This is a genomic window from Paraburkholderia sp. Ac-20340 (assembly GCF_017104965.1).
Taxonomy (GTDB): domain Bacteria; phylum Pseudomonadota; class Gammaproteobacteria; order Burkholderiales; family Burkholderiaceae; genus Paraburkholderia.
In genome coordinates this window covers 16,687-30,660 of sequence record NZ_JAAGPR010000034.1, presented here as the reverse complement: position 1 = coordinate 30,660, position 13,974 = coordinate 16,687, and the positions used below count along the sequence as shown (strand labels likewise).

At 65.1% G+C, this 13,974-nt stretch carries 11 protein-coding genes; 4 read left to right on the top strand and 7 right to left on the bottom strand.

All coding sequences use genetic code 11. The annotated features are described in order from the left end of the window. Positions 1-14: 14 nt before the first annotated feature. The 6 genes from G3N59_RS29970 to hpnI all read right to left on the bottom strand — a co-directional run bounded on the left by G3N59_RS29970 (position 15) and on the right by hpnI (position 6,721). Positions 15-1,055, bottom strand: a complete 1,041-nt coding sequence (locus G3N59_RS29970) for a patatin-like phospholipase family protein (RefSeq protein ID WP_205986505.1) — start codon at positions 1,053-1,055, stop codon at positions 15-17. 57 nt (positions 1,056-1,112) lie between these two features. After that, a complete protein-coding gene (locus tag G3N59_RS29965; RefSeq protein WP_241024428.1) occupies positions 1,113-1,694 on the bottom strand; it encodes a hypothetical protein in 582 nt (193 codons plus the stop codon). Between the two features lie 123 nt (positions 1,695-1,817). After that, positions 1,818-2,912 carry a lysylphosphatidylglycerol synthase domain-containing protein gene (locus G3N59_RS29960; protein WP_205986503.1) on the bottom strand — a complete coding sequence of 365 codons (1,095 nt, stop codon included), beginning with the start codon at positions 2,910-2,912 and terminating at the stop codon, positions 1,818-1,820. Next, positions 2,906-3,850 carry a hopanoid biosynthesis-associated protein HpnK gene (gene hpnK, locus G3N59_RS29955; protein ID WP_205986452.1) on the bottom strand — a complete coding sequence of 315 codons (945 nt, stop codon included), beginning with the start codon at positions 3,848-3,850 and terminating at the stop codon, positions 2,906-2,908. The genes G3N59_RS29960 and hpnK overlap by 7 nt, the downstream gene beginning before the upstream one ends. After that, positions 3,850-5,271, bottom strand: a complete 1,422-nt coding sequence (gene hpnJ, locus G3N59_RS29950; protein WP_205985698.1) for a hopanoid biosynthesis associated radical SAM protein HpnJ — start codon at positions 5,269-5,271, stop codon at positions 3,850-3,852. The genes hpnK and hpnJ overlap by 1 nt, the downstream gene beginning before the upstream one ends. A 109-nt stretch (positions 5,272-5,380) precedes the next feature. Beyond that, positions 5,381-6,721, bottom strand: a complete 1,341-nt coding sequence (hpnI, locus tag G3N59_RS29945; protein ID WP_205986451.1) for a bacteriohopanetetrol glucosamine biosynthesis glycosyltransferase HpnI — start codon at positions 6,719-6,721, stop codon at positions 5,381-5,383. Between the two features lie 771 nt (positions 6,722-7,492). Between hpnI and G3N59_RS29940 the strand changes: the two genes are divergently transcribed. Next, on the top strand, positions 7,493-8,488 hold the full coding sequence (locus G3N59_RS29940) for an LLM class flavin-dependent oxidoreductase (RefSeq protein ID WP_205986450.1): 996 nt from the start codon (positions 7,493-7,495) through the stop codon (positions 8,486-8,488). Between the two features lie 109 nt (positions 8,489-8,597). Here the strand turns inward: G3N59_RS29940 and G3N59_RS29935 are convergent, their stop codons facing one another. Next, the gene (locus tag G3N59_RS29935) at positions 8,598-9,650 is read right to left on the bottom strand and encodes an alpha/beta hydrolase (protein WP_205986502.1); all 1,053 of its coding nucleotides are present in this window, start codon (positions 9,648-9,650) and stop codon (positions 8,598-8,600) included. Positions 9,651-9,961: 311 nt separating this feature from the next. Between G3N59_RS29935 and glgC the strand changes: the two genes are divergently transcribed. The 3 genes from glgC (at position 9,962) to pdxY (ending at position 13,901) form a co-directional block, all read left to right on the top strand. Beyond that, positions 9,962-11,233, top strand: coding sequence for a glucose-1-phosphate adenylyltransferase (gene glgC, locus G3N59_RS29930; RefSeq protein WP_205986449.1), 1,272 nt, complete (start codon positions 9,962-9,964; stop codon positions 11,231-11,233). Positions 11,234-11,333: 100 nt separating this feature from the next. After that, positions 11,334-12,806: a glycogen synthase GlgA gene (gene glgA, locus G3N59_RS29925; RefSeq protein WP_205986448.1), complete on the top strand. Its 1,473-nt coding sequence runs from the start codon at positions 11,334-11,336 to the stop codon at positions 12,804-12,806. A 213-nt stretch (positions 12,807-13,019) separates the two neighbouring features. After that, entirely contained in the window at positions 13,020-13,901 is an 882-nt protein-coding gene (gene pdxY, locus G3N59_RS29920) for a pyridoxal kinase PdxY (RefSeq protein ID WP_205986447.1), read from the top strand. The last annotated feature ends 73 nt before the right edge of the window (positions 13,902-13,974 follow it).

Here is a 13,974-nt window from a genome sequence, read left to right as displayed (position 1 = left end):
ATGCCCTCGCGCCCTCAATCCAGCCCCAACTGCGCCTTGATCGCCGGCAGCATGTACTGCACGGCCGCGCGCCCTTCCGCTATGGCCGGTCCGGCGCGATGGAAATCGAAAATCCCCATGCCGCCCAGGCGCGGCTGAATCAGCACATCGGCGGGCTCGCCAGCGAGGCGGCTGCGCGTGATGCGCACCTGCATGATGTCGATACTCTGCGCGATGGAACTCAGCATCGACGGCACACGCGTACTCGGCGGCGGCGCCACGCGCACGTCGGGGCTGCCGAGCGCGGCGGCGCCCGACGGCTGCAGCCAGCTCGGGAAACGCTTGCCGTTGCGGCGTAGCAGCGGCGCGGGTTCAGTGGGCGCGCCATCGGCAGCAGCAGCTGCGGCAGCGGCCGCGGCGGCCTCCACCGGCCCCGCTTCGCCGGCACGCGGCACTTCCACCGGCGTCTCGCGCGGCACCGTGTCGATTGCGCCGCCCAGGTCGCGGCCATTCAGGATGTCGTGATTGAGATCGATGGCGATCACGGTATCCGCACGCATCGCACGCGCCGCCGAAACCGGCACCGGGTTGCTCAGCCCGCCATCGACAAGCCAGACGCCGTCATGCCAGATCGGCGTAAAGATGCCGGGAATCGCGATCGAGGCGCGCACCGCGTCCACCACGCCGCCCTCGCGCAGCCAGACTTCGCGGCCCGTATCGAGTTCGGTGGCCACGGCCGTGAACGGCATCTTGAGATCGTCGATGGCGCGTCCGTTGAACTGCTTCGCGAACAGGTCGATCACCTTGCGCCCGCCCAGCAGCCCGCCCGAAAAACGCAGATCGAGCAGGCGCACCACGGTCTGCCATGTGAGCTTGCCGACCCAGTCCTCGAGCCAGTCGAGATCGCCGTTCGCGTAGACCGCGCCCACCAGCGCGCCGATCGACGTGCCACACACCACATCCGGCTTGATGCCGGCTTCTTCCAGCGCGCGAATCGCGCCGATATGCGCCCAGCCGCGCGCCGCCCCGCCGCCCAGCACGAGCCCCACACGCGGGGGCCGTCGCCGATGCATCACCATGCGCACCTCCAGCTTGTTGTTTTTGCGATTGCGTCCTGCAACCTCATGTTCGATCTAATGCCCGCGCATCACATCCGAGCGAGACGTCGTCGTGACCTGCCCATCCGGGCCGAAGTGCACGTTGAAATACGCTTCGGGCGTGACGCCGCCTTCGAGCCACTTCCAGCTCCAGACGGTTTCCTGTTTGAGCCGGTACGCGGCCACTTGTCCGGGCTTGCCCAGCAGCCGCCGTACCTCGTCCTGACTCATGCCGATGCGCACCTTCGCGAAACTCTGCGCCGTGAGCACCTGCGTGATCGCCACCAGGCGCGCGTTCGGGCCGATATCGACCATATAGGTCTTGAGCCCCTGCGGCCCGCGCGGATATTCGAGGCGGCGCGAACCGTCGTCGAAAACGCGTTCGGTTTCGGGCTTGCCCATTTGCGCGCGCACCTGTTCGAGCGTCGAAACGCCGGGCGTCAGCCCTTTGAGCAGCAGCGCGTCGGGCTTTACCGAATCGAAGAAAGTCCTGAAGGCCTGGCGCAGGGTATCGAGCATCGAATCGATCCGGCGATCGTCACAGCCGCAGAGCGTGAGCGCCGCCAGCATGGCGAGTCCGGCGCCCAGCGAGCGCCTGGAACGTTGAGTGGGCGACATGGCGTGAAGATCGGGCTACCGCGTCGGTTGAAGGTCGCGCGCACGCTGGACATCGGGCTCAAGCCGGGTTCAAGCTCGGGCTCAAACCAGGCTCAGCGTGCGCTTACTTCCCACAATGTACCTTCAAAGCGTGCGATCGTGGCGCGCGGGACGCGTCGATACGTGCGGGCGCGCGCTCAATTTGCCGCTCAGGTTGCCGCTTAATTTGCCGCTCACGTTGCGGCGCGTGCGCACGATTTCGGCGGCCTGCCAGGACAGCAACGCAAGCACACCGAACACCACCTCGCGCATGCGCTTGACCAGCGCCAGCGAAAACGCCACCTCCTGGCTCACGCCAAAAAGCTGCGCGAGCAGCACCACCGCCACCTCCTGCACGCCCAGTCCCGCCGGCACCATGAAGGCCGCGTGGCGCACCGCCTGCGTAATGGCTTCGATGGCGAGCGCCTCGCCCACCGTCACCGGATGGCCGAGCAGCGCAAGCGCCCACCAGGTTTCGAAGGCACCCAGCATATAGCCGCCCAGTTGCCAGAAAAACGCGCGGACCATCAGACCGGTGCGCGACATCAGCCGGTCGAGATCGGCGTCGAGTTGCTTGCCGTCAATGCCGAGCATGACGGGATTATCGGCGCCGAAAAAGCGCGCGGCCCAGCGCTCGATCGCATGGAACACGCCGCCCCGGCGCAGCAGGAACACTGCGAGAACGGGCAGCGGCGCGGTGAGCAGCAACGCGAGCGCAATCGTCACGATGGTGCGCAGCGAGCCGGATTCGCCGGTCGCCGCCACGATCAGCACCACGCCCAGCGCCGAGAACGCGTACTGCACGGCAATCGTCACGAACACCTCGACGATCACCGATGCCGTGACTTCGCTCATCGCACGCGCGTCCTGCGCCTCATCGCTATCGCGCACGTGCCAGCGCGCGAGCCGCACGCCGACGATCTCGCCGCCCACGCCCACGGCGGGCAGCAGACGGTTGATGGCTTCGCGCACCGTCGCGATCCACCAGAGAAAACGCAGCGGCGCGCGTTTGTCGAGCAGCAGATGCCACGCGTAGGCGTCGAGCAGCAACGGCAGCGCGTGAAACGGCACGAGCCAGAGCAGCACCGGCCCCGCCGTGCCGATCACGCGCGCGATATCGTGCGCGCCGTCGTGCACCGCGAGGCCGATAAGGATCGCGATCCCGACCGGCAGGCCCAGCCACTGAAGCCACTTCATGATGACGCCCGCGCCTCCCGCACGCCGCGCGCGGCCGTGGGTGCGTCGGTATGTGCGTCGGTATGTGCGTCGGTATGTGCGTCGGATGCGAAAAACACGTCGGTAAAGCCGCCGTGACGCACACCGCTGCGCTTGAGCGCTTCGGCCACGCGCGGCGAGATCAGCGCGCCGAGTTCATCGGCATGCCGGTAGTGCTGCATGGAAGGCGTGATCGGCGCTGCGTCCGTTGCGCTGGCCGCAGCCGGATGGCAATAGATCTCGCCCACACCCTGCGCCGGCAGATTCGCGATGGCGTTTAGCAGCACCGCTTCGTCCATCGCACCGGTGTGGGCGATGCCCACCACGTAGTCGTTATGCGCCACGCCCGCGCGCGCGAGACGCGAGCGCACCAGCGCCAGCCACGGCCGCAACGCGAATGGCGCGCCCGCCTCCAGCGGCAGACGCATCGCGCGCAAACCATACTCGCGGCCAATCGAGAGGATCAGGGAAAGCACCGTGGGATGCAGATGAAAATGCTTGTGCGTATTCACGTGATCGAGCGCGAGCCCGGTCGCCGCGAACGCTTCGAACTGCGCACGAATCTCTTTCGCAAGCTGCGTGCGCACATGCGGCAGAAAGAAAAAGCGAAAGCCGTCGCGCACCATGTTGTCGCCGAAGCGGCCATCGGCGTCGACGAGCGCGGGAATCTGCGTGCGCGGCAGCATCGACGCGCCATCGGCCAGCACCAGATGCAGGCCCACGCGCAACGACGGCAGACGCCGCGCGCGCGCCACCGCATCGGCGGCCGCGGGCGCGGCCACCATCAGACTCGCGGCATTGAGCACGCCCTCGCAATGCGCCTGCTCGACCGCCGCGTTCACGCGCGCATGCAGACCGAAATCGTCGGCGGTGAAGATGAGCGCGCGATCCGCTTCGGGCGCGATGGCCGGCTGCGCAGACATCATGCCTCGTGCGCGCGCAGGAAGCGGAAGAACTCCACGCCTTCGCGCAGACGGCGTTTCATCATGTCCCAGCTCGTGAGCATTTCGCGCACGATTTCCCAGATCTTCGACGGACGGAAATAGAACTGGCGATAAAACTGTTCGAGGTGGTGATAAATCTCCTCGCGCGACAGATGCGGATAACCGATCGCCGCCAGTTGCACGCCTTCCTTGCTCACCAGATTGATGACCTTGTTCTCTTCCATCCAGCCGTTTTCCACGGCCTGCTTATAGAGCGTCGTGCCCGGATACGGCGCAGCCAGGGAAACCTGAATCGTGTGCGGATTGATTTCCTTCGCGTACTCGATGGTCTTTTTAATCGTGTCCTGCGTCTCGCCCGGCAGACCCAGAATAAACGTGCCGTGAATCTTGATGCCAAGCTTCTTGCAATCGGCGCTAAAACGGCGGGCGAAATCCGTGCGCACGCCCTTCTTGATGTTCACGAGAATCTGGTCGTCGCCGGATTCGAAACCCACCAGCAGCAGACGCAGGCCGTTTTCCTTCATGACCTTGAGCGTCTTGTACGGCACGTTGGCTTTCGCATTGCACGACCACGTCATGCCGAGTTTGCCCAGACCGATTGCAATCGCTTCGGCGCGCGGCAGATCGTCGGTGAAGGTGTCGTCGTCGAACATCAGCTCCTTGACTTCTGGCATGTTCTCGCGAATCCACTTCGCTTCCGCGATCACGTTCTCCACCGAACGCGTGCGATAACGATGCCCGCTGACCGTCTGCGGCCACAGGCAGAACGTGCAGCGCGACTTGCAGCCCCGGCCCGTATAAACCGATACATACGGGTAGTTCAGATAGCCGATAAAGTAATTGTCGATCTTCAGATCGCGCTTGTAGATCGGCGCGACGAACGGCAATTCGTCCATGTTTTCGAGGATCGGACGCGCCTCGTTGTGCTCGATCGAGCCGTCTTTCGCGCGCCAGCTCAAGCCCTTGATTTCAGCAAACGGCTTGCCCTCGGCGATTTCCTTGCAGGTGAAATCGAATTCCTCGCGGCACACGAAATCGATTGCTTCGGTGGCCGTGAGCGAGTTGTGCGGATCGACCATCACCTTCGCGCCCACCATGCCGACCAGCAGCGAAGGCTTGCGCTTTTTCAGGTCTTCGGCAAAGAGCGCATCGGTGGGAAACGACGGCGTGCTCGTGTGAATGAAGACGAGGTCATAGTCCTGCGCGATCTTCAGCGTCTCTTCGACGCCGATGCCATCCGCGGGCGCATCGAGCACGCGGCTATCCGGCACGAGCGCCGCGGGCTGCGCGAGCCACGTGGGATACCAGAACGAGCGGATCTCGCGCTTCGCCTGATAGCGCGAACCCGCGCCACCGTCGAAGCCGTCATAGGACGGGGCCTGCAAAAACAGCGTTTTCATGAGAGATGCTCCGGCTAGCCTGCGTGAGTGAGGCCAAAAATAAATGTTGGCGCGCACACTGGCAAGAATCGTGCAGCGCGCGAGGAATCGGTTCGTGCCTGGCGGCGTCTTAACGTCCATCCGTGATCTTGACGGCCGCGCGACGCGGCGCCGATGCCGGATTCACGACGGGCTTGATCACCGGCTTCACAGTCTGCTTCACGGCTGGCTTCACAGCCTGCTTCATACCCGCCGGCGCCCCGCTATCGGCATTCGCCACCGGCACGCGCACACCGCGCCACATCACGTGCGAGCCGAACACCGCCGCCAGCCATTGCAGCAGCAGCAACCCATCGCGCAGCGGCACCAGCGGCAGATCGCGCAAAAAGGTGCCCAGGCTGCCACTGCTGCGCGCATGCAGCGCCAACCGGGCGATGATACCGCCAGCCGTACTCGTGCCCAGCGCAGCCAGCACGGCACGCGTCGACGCGCACACCGGCACGCCGCCGCTGCCCGCGAGCAGCGCGGCATAGCCCAGCGCGCCGATCAGCAGCCACGGCGTCGTGAAGGTAATAAATAGCGACGAAAAGCCCGCCGGATTGACCGAGCGGATCGTGCGCAGCCAGCGCGTCTCGCGCAGCCAGAGCGTGCGGAAAGTCGGCTCGATCACGTCGGTGGCGACCAGCACGGGCGCAAGCACCGTGGCAAGACCATGATCGCGGGCGAAACGCGCGAGCAGGTAGTCATCGGCGAGACAGTCTTTCAGGGCCGCAAAGCCGCCGATGCGCTCGAGCGTCATGCGCGACAGCGCCAGCGTCGCGCCAAAGCCGAACGCACGCGAGCCGGTGGAATGCGCGACGCGCACCGAAGGCGCGAACCATTCGTTGATAAAGAGCGCGCCCACGCGCGGCCAGAAGCCGCCGATGCTGCGCGCGCTATAGAGACACGTGACCACGCCCACGCGCGGATCGGTCAGCGGCGCCGTGACAATCTCCAGATAGTCGGGCGCCACGGCGATATCGCTATCGGCGACGATCAGCACGTCATGACGCGCCTGCTCGGCCATGTTGATCAGATTGCTGACCTTCAGATTGCTGCCGTGCACGCGCGCGTCGACCACGAGCGTGATGTCGTGCCCCGGCCACGCAGCCTGCAGGCGCTCGACGACGGCAATCGCCGGATCATTCGGCGACGACACGCCAAAGATCAGCTGATAGCGCGGATGGTGCTGCTCGCAAAAGGTGGCGAGGTTTTCGTAGAGACGCGGCTCGGCGCCGCACAACGGCTTGAGCACGCTCACCGCCAGCGGCTTGCGCGTGCGGGCGAGACGCGCGGCCTCGCGCACCTGCGCGGCGGAACCGAAACGCGGCATCGTCAGCGCGGCGCAGATGGCGTAGAAGGTGGCCGCGCCGCACAGCGCGGCGAGCAGCCACCAGGCGAGCGGCGAGAAGGAATAGAGCGATGTCGTCATGCCGCGGCGCCTCGCATGCGAACGGGGCATGGCGCGCGCATTGCCGCAGGCGGCCGTGCTTTCTCAAAACCCATAGGCCGCGCATCGTGCGACATATTGGCGAGATTACGCATGGCGCCTCGGACCCTTTGTCCAGCCCAGAATTTCATAAATAAACCAGACGCGTATCGAATCGATGCCGCATAGACGCGACCCGCGACTCCCCAATTGAGAACACGTTGTTTTGATGCAAAGCAAATCAAGTTGACAACTTGATTAAGGAAGCTCTGAAAATTGAATGCATGTGGGGGGCTTCCTCCCTGATTCAGCGGAAAAAATTGTAGCAGCAACACCGGTTTGCCGCTCTTTCCTACCGTGCAAAAAACCTTCTCAGGATTGCGATAATTGAAATCTTTTCATGCTATCCACATTGGCCTTCCAGGATTTTATGAATTGAAAAAAATCAGTAAGCATATCGCAAAGTAGTTTTAATAAATTTGAATTAAAGACCACGCCCAATCAATTAAATAAGAATAATTCCGATTCAGTTGAGATAATGCATGCGATTTAAATCAATTCGCGATTGACTCTTGCCTGGCTCACGCTTCGCTCACGATTTGCGCACAATTGACTCGCCGCAAATGGAAACCACGCCGGGCGTATGGGTTCCGGCTCGCCGTCAGCAGGATCGGAAGTGCTTTGGCACAATGGCCGCCACCTTGCGTCTGCCTTGCGGCGGCTCACGAAGCTGCCCGCGACGCCCCAACACGACATAAGCCACCGGAACGCCCCATGATTCCTTTTTCCGTTCTCGACCTCTCGCCCGTGCCCGCCGGCTCGGATGCCGGCGCTGCCCTGCGCAACACGCTCGACCTCGCCCAGCACGCCGAACGCTGGGGCTACCGGCGCTACTGGCTCGCCGAGCATCACAACATGACGGGTATCGCGAGCGCCGCGACATCGGTGGTGATCGGCTATGTGGCGGGCGGCACGAAGACGATCCGCGTGGGTTCGGGCGGCATCATGCTGCCCAACCACGCGCCGCTGCTGATCGCCGAGCAGTTCGGCACGCTCGAGGCGCTTTATCCCGGCCGTATCGATCTGGGTCTGGGGCGCGCGCCCGGCACCGACCAGACCACGGCGCGCGCGCTGCGCCGCGATCTGCAGGCCAGCGCCGAAGCGTTCCCCGACGATGTCGCCGAATTGCAGCGTCTGTTTGCTGCGCCCGTCGAAGGCCAGCGCGTGCGCGCGGTGCCGGGCGCGGGTCTGAACGTGCCGCTGTACATCCTCGGGTCGAGCCTGTTCGGTGCGCAACTGGCTGCGCAGATGGGCCTGCCCTTCGCGTTCGCCTCGCACTTCGCGCCCGATCATCTGCTCACCGCGCTGCGCGTCTATCGCTCGCAGTTCCGCCCTTCCGCGACGCTCGCGAAGCCGCACGCGATGGTCGGCGTCAACGTGTTCGCCGCCGAAACCAACGAAGAAGCGAGCTTCCTCTTCACTTCGCTGCAGCAACAGTTCGTCAATCTGCGTCGCGGCACGCCGGGGCAACTGCCGCCGCCGGTCGAGCAGATCGCCGCCAACGAATACGAACTGGCGGGCGTGTCGCATTCGCTCGCGTGCTCGGTGATCGGCGACCGCGAGAACGTGCGCGTGGGCCTCGCATCGGTGATCGAACAAACCGGCGCGGATGAACTGATCGTCACCGCGCAGATCTTCGATCACGCGAAGCGTCTGCGCTCGTTCGAGATCACCGCCGAAGTGCGTGAGGAGATGGCCGCGGCCGTTTGACCGCCTCGCCGAGGCGATAAAAAAAGCGGGCGCATCCTGGTGGGATGCGCCCGCTTTGCGTTATGTGCGTGCGTCTGTGTGCTTGCGTCTATCTGCGTGCGTCAGCGAATCAGTGCAACGCCGCCAGTCCCTTGAGCAAGGCCGCATGAAACGCCTCCGGGTCCTGCATCTGCGGCGCATGGCCCAGATCCGGGAACTCCACCAGGGTCGCGTCCGGAATCGCTTTCTGCGCGGCTTTCGCCAGCACCGGATAGTGACCAAGCTGCGCACGCACCTCGGGCGGCGCGGCGTCCTTGCCGATCGCGGTCGTATCCTTATCGCCGATCAGCAGCAGCGTGGGCACGCGCAACTGGCCGAATTCGTAGATCACCGGCTGCGTGTAGATCATGTCGTACAGCAGCGCCGAATCCCACGCGACCTGCGCCTTGCCCGGACCGCGATACATGCCCGCGAGCATCTGCACCCACGGCTCATAGCGCGCGTTCCACGTGCCCGCGTAATAGGTCGATTGTTCGTATCGGCGGATACCGTCGGCGCTCGTTTTCAGTTCGCGCGCATACCAGTCGTCCACCGAAAGCGAGGGCACGCCCTTCGCCTTCCAGTCTTCGAGACCAATGGGATTCACCAGCACCAGTTGCCCGGTTTCCTGCGGATACATCAGACCATAGCGCACTGCGAGCATGCCGCCCGTCGAGTGGCCGATCACCGTCGCGCGCCCGATGCCCAGCGAAGCCAGCAACGCATGCGTGTTACGCGCCAGTTGCTGGAAGCTGAACTGATACGCGGCCGGTTTGCTCGATTTGCAGAAGCCGATCTGGTCGGGCGCAATCACGCGATAACCCGCCGCCGAAAGACGCGTGATCGTGTCTTCCCAGGTCGCGCCGCAGAAGTTCTTGCCGTGCAGCAGCACCGCCGTGCGGCCGTTGGGATGCTGCGGCTGCACGTCCATGTAAGCCATATGCAGCGTCCGCCCTTGCGACGTGAAGCTGAAATCGTGAACCGGATACGGGTAATCGAAGCCCTGAAGTTCGGGGCCGTAGGCCGGGCCGTCCGGGTTTGAAACGGTCGACGTAGACGAAGTGGGCGCGCTCGCGCACGCAACGAGACTCAATGCGGCAGCGCAGCAGGCGGCGAAGGCGAAAAGCTTGCGGATCGATGGCATGGGCAGTGGGATGATGAAGGGCACGGTCACGCGGACCGCCAGCGATTCTAGCGGGCATGCGCCGCGAACGTCTTCGACAGCGGCGATACCGTCAATCTGCCGATTCCACGCTCCAGGCAAGCCGTTTGCTTCCTCAATAGATCGGGCAGACGTGAGCGCTCCCGGCGCGACGAATTCGCGCAACGCCGTTTTCGGTGCTAGAACATTCAGAGCGCGGTCACAAAAATGACGCCGGTCCTGTGCTGCACCTTGCAGTGCGCACGGACATCGGCAAAGACCAGGGACACCCGGGGCACAACAAGGAGACGACCATGGAAACTCCGGCAAGCCTCAACGATCTGCAGCGCAGCACGCTCGCCATCGTGCTCGCGGGCGGTCGCGGCACGCGCCTCGGCCCCCTCACGAACAAGCGCGTCAAACCCGCGGTTCACTTCGGCGGCAAGTACCGCATCATCGATTTCGCTTTATCGAACTGCCTGAATTCGGGCATCCGCCGCATTGCCGTGGTGACGCAGTACAAGGCGCACTCGCTGCTGCGCCACCTGCAGCGCGGCTGGGGTTTCCTGCGCGGCGAATTCAACGAGTTCCTCGATCTCTGGCCCGCGCAGCAGCGGGTGGAAGGCGCGCACTGGTATCGCGGCACGGCCGACGCGGTCTACCAGAACATCGACATCATCCGTTCGATCAAGCCGAAATACGTGGTCGTGCTGGCCGGCGACCACATCTACAAGATGGACTACACGCGCATGATCGCCGATCACGCCGCCAGCGGCGCCGATTGCACGGTCGGCTGCATCGAGGTGCCGCGCATGGAGGCGCGCGCCTTCGGCGTGATGGCCGTGGACGAGCAGCGCCGCGTCACAGGTTTCGTCGAGAAGCCCGACGATCCGCCCGCCATGCCCGGCCACCCCGATATCGCGCTCGCCAGCATGGGCATCTACGTGTTCGAGACCGCCTACCTGATTCATCTGCTCGAAGACAACATCTCGCGCGGCGGCGCCGAACACGACTTCGGCAAGGACATCATTCCGCGCGTGGTCAGCGACGGGCATGCGATCGCGCATCCGTTCAGCATGTCCTGCGTGTCGTCGGATGCCAGCGCCGAGCCTTACTGGCGCGACGTCGGCACGATCGACGCGTACTGGTCGGCGAATCTCGACCTCGCCTCGACGATCCCGGCGCTCGATCTCTACGACCGCAACTGGCCGATCTGGACCTATATGGAACAGTTGCCGCCCGCCAAGTTCGTGCGCGACCTCAACGGCCTGCAGGGTTCCGGCACCAACCTGATCGTGTGCGGCGGCAGCGTGATTTCGGGTTCGCAAATTTCGCGCTCGGTGCTGTCGACAAATGTGGTCGTGCAGTCGTTCTGCAACATTGCCGAGGCAGTCTTGTTACCGCAGGTGAGCGTGGGCGCGAGTTGCCGCTTGCGCAAGGTGGTGGTCGATCGCGGCTGCGTGATTCCGGACGGCACGGTGATCGGCGAAGACCCGGTGCGCGACGGCGAGCGCTTCTACCGCACCGAAAACGGCATCGTACTGGTGACGCGCGAGGCGCTGGCGAATCAGCCGGGCGGCGCGTGAATCCGCGCGGCTCATGCCGATGTCTGCCTGAAGCTGATTGAAATTGCCTGAAGCGACCTGAACCCTGAGCGCGTCGCGCCCACGAGAGGATTCCCGCCCGATGACGATCCGCGTCCTGCATGTAGCCAGCGAACTTTATCCCCTCCTCAAGACCGGCGGTCTCGCCGATGTGACGGCCGCCCTGCCCGCCGCCCTGATCGAACTGGGCGCGGACGCGCGCGTGCTGCTGCCCGGCTTCGCCTCCGTGGCAGCGGGTCTGGCCGATCTGCGCCCGATCGCGCGGCTCGAACGCAGCTTTGGCGCGCCCGAGGCGACGCTCGAACTGGGCCGTCTGCCCGGCAACGATCTGCCCGTCTACATGATTCGCGCCGATGCCTTTTACGCGCGCCCAGGCAGCCCTTACCTCGACGCCGAACACGTGCCCTACGGCGACAACGCCCAGCGTTTCGCGCTGCTCGGCTGGGCGGCCGCGCAGCTCGCGCTGCATCTCGATCCCGCGTGGGCGCCGCGCATCGTCCATTCGCACGACTGGCACGCGGGTCTGGCGGGCGCGTATCTGCGCGCGGCGGCGCGCGAGCGCGGCGCGACCCGTGCGGCTGGCGTGGCGCGCAGCGTCTTCACGATCCACAACCTCGCCTATCAGGGCATTTTCCCCGCCGGGCAATTCGACGAACTGGGCCTGCCGAACGACTTCTTTGACATGCACGGCGTCGAGTTCTACGGCCAGCTCTCGTTCCTGAAAGCGGGCCTCTTTTACGCCGACAAGATCACCACCGTGAGCCCGACCTACGCGCGCGAGATTCAGACCGTGGCGCAGGGCGGCGGCCTGGAAGCACTGCTCAAGGGCCGCGCCCACGATCTGGTCGGCATCCTCAATGGCGTCGATTACACCGTCTGGAGCCCGGCCGAAGACGCCGCCATCGCCGCGCGCTATTCGGTCACGCGCATGAGCGGCAAGCTGCGCTGCAAGGCGGCCCTGCAGCAGCGCTTTCAACTGACGCAGAAACACGACGCGCCGGTGTTCGGCGTGGTGAGCCGGCTGACCGAGCAAAAAGGCCTCGACCTGCTGCTCGCGGCGCTGCCCGAGATCGTCGCGCGCGGCGGCCAACTGGTCGTGCTCGGCACCGGCGACGCCAGCCTCGAACAGGGCTTCACGCGCGCGGCGCATCAGCATCCCGATTCGGTGGCCGTCGAACTCGGCTTCGACGAAGCGCTCGCGCACGAGATCGTCGCGGGCGCCGACGTGATGATGGTGCCGTCGCGCTTCGAACCGTGCGGGCTCACGCAGCTTTACGCGCTTGCCTACGGCGCGCTGCCGCTCGTGCATCGGGTGGGCGGTCTCGCCGATACGGTCACCGACGCCTCGCTCGAAAATCTCGCCGATGGCACCGCCACCGGCTTCGTGTTCGAGCGCTTCGAGCCCGATGCGCTCGCCGCCGCGATCCGCCGCGCCTTCGCGCTGCACGCACGCGGGCGCGACTGGCGCGAGACGCGCGCGCGCGGGATGCGCGAGGACTTCGGCTGGTCGGCATCGGCGCAGCGCTATATGGCGCTGTATCGCGAACTGGCCTGAGGCCGCGCGGCGCGCGCTCGGGTGCGCAAGATCGACGTCATCGCCACTCAACATCGGCACAACACCGCTCGCACGCGCCCATCGACCGGGCGCGGCGAATTCGGTTATCGTTGCTGCACTGCGCACAAAAAGCGCGCCAACGCCCATGCTGCGTGCCTCGCGGCGCAGTTCGAGCGATTCCGGGCCTTCCGGGCAGACCGAAGCGAACCGACCATGAAAAACGTACTCAGCATCCAGTCGCACGTCGTGTTCGGCCATGCGGGCAACAGCGCCGCCGTGTTCCCGATGCGCCGTCTCGGCGTGAACGTGTGGCCGCTCAATACCGTGCAGTTCTCGAATCACACGCAATACGGCCACTGGACCGGCAGCGCTATCGACGCCGGGCAGATGGTCGAACTCGTGGAAGGGATCGGCGCGATCGGCATGCTGCCGCGCTGCGATGCGGTGCTGTCCGGCTATCTCGGCACGCCCGAGCAGGCGCAGGGGGTGATCGACGTGGTGCGGGCCGTGAAGGCCGCGAATCCGCAGGCGCGCTACTTTTGCGATCCGGTGATGGGCACGCTCAACGCGCAGGCGGGCGACAACGGCTGCCGCGTCGAGCCGGGCATCCAGGAATTCCTCGTCACGCATATGCCCGAAGTGGCCGACGCGATGATGCCCAATCACAGCGAGTTGCAACGGCTCGTCGGGCGCGAGCTGGAAACCGCCGAAGAAGCCGTCGATGCCTGCCGCGAACTGATCGCGCGCGGCCCGAAGCTCGTGCTCGTCAAGCATCTGCTCGACCGCAACAGCCCCGCCGATACCTTCAACATGCTGGTCGTGAGCGAGCGCGAAGCGTGGCTCGCGCAGCGCCCGCTCTACCCGTTCGCGCGCCAGCCGGTGGGCGTGGGCGACATCACGAGCGCGATTTTCGTGGCGCGCCTGATGCTCGGCGACACGCTGCGGCGCGCCTTCGAACACACGCTCGCGGCCGTCAACGCGGTGGTCAGGACCACGTATGACGCGGGGCGTTACGAGCTGGAAATCGTCGCGGCGCAGGACCATATCGCGCGGCCGCGCGAGTGGTTCGATGCGTGGTCGGTCGATCTGGTCTGAGGTCACGCTGAGCCGGGTCTGAGGGCTGGCTGAACGCGGCCTCTACGGCCGAATCCGGCGACGTGGCGCGGCG

Coding starts and splice junctions, on each gene's coding strand:
- G3N59_RS29965 (WP_241024428.1), bottom strand. CDS start 1,694: ATGTCGCCCACTCAACGTTCCAGGCGCTCGCTGGGCGCCGGACTCGCC.
- hpnK (WP_205986452.1), bottom strand. CDS start 3,850: ATGTCTGCGCAGCCGGCCATCGCGCCCGAAGCGGATCGCGCGCTCATC.
- hpnJ (WP_205985698.1), bottom strand. CDS start 5,271: ATGAAAACGCTGTTTTTGCAGGCCCCGTCCTATGACGGCTTCGACGGT.
- hpnI (WP_205986451.1), bottom strand. CDS start 6,721: ATGACGACATCGCTCTATTCCTTCTCGCCGCTCGCCTGGTGGCTGCTC.
- G3N59_RS29940 (WP_205986450.1), top strand. CDS start 7,493: ATGATTCCTTTTTCCGTTCTCGACCTCTCGCCCGTGCCCGCCGGCTCG.
- G3N59_RS29935 (WP_205986502.1), bottom strand. CDS start 9,650: ATGCCATCGATCCGCAAGCTTTTCGCCTTCGCCGCCTGCTGCGCTGCC.
- glgC (WP_205986449.1), top strand. CDS start 9,962: ATGGAAACTCCGGCAAGCCTCAACGATCTGCAGCGCAGCACGCTCGCC.
- glgA (WP_205986448.1), top strand. CDS start 11,334: ATGACGATCCGCGTCCTGCATGTAGCCAGCGAACTTTATCCCCTCCTC.
- pdxY (WP_205986447.1), top strand. CDS start 13,020: ATGAAAAACGTACTCAGCATCCAGTCGCACGTCGTGTTCGGCCATGCG.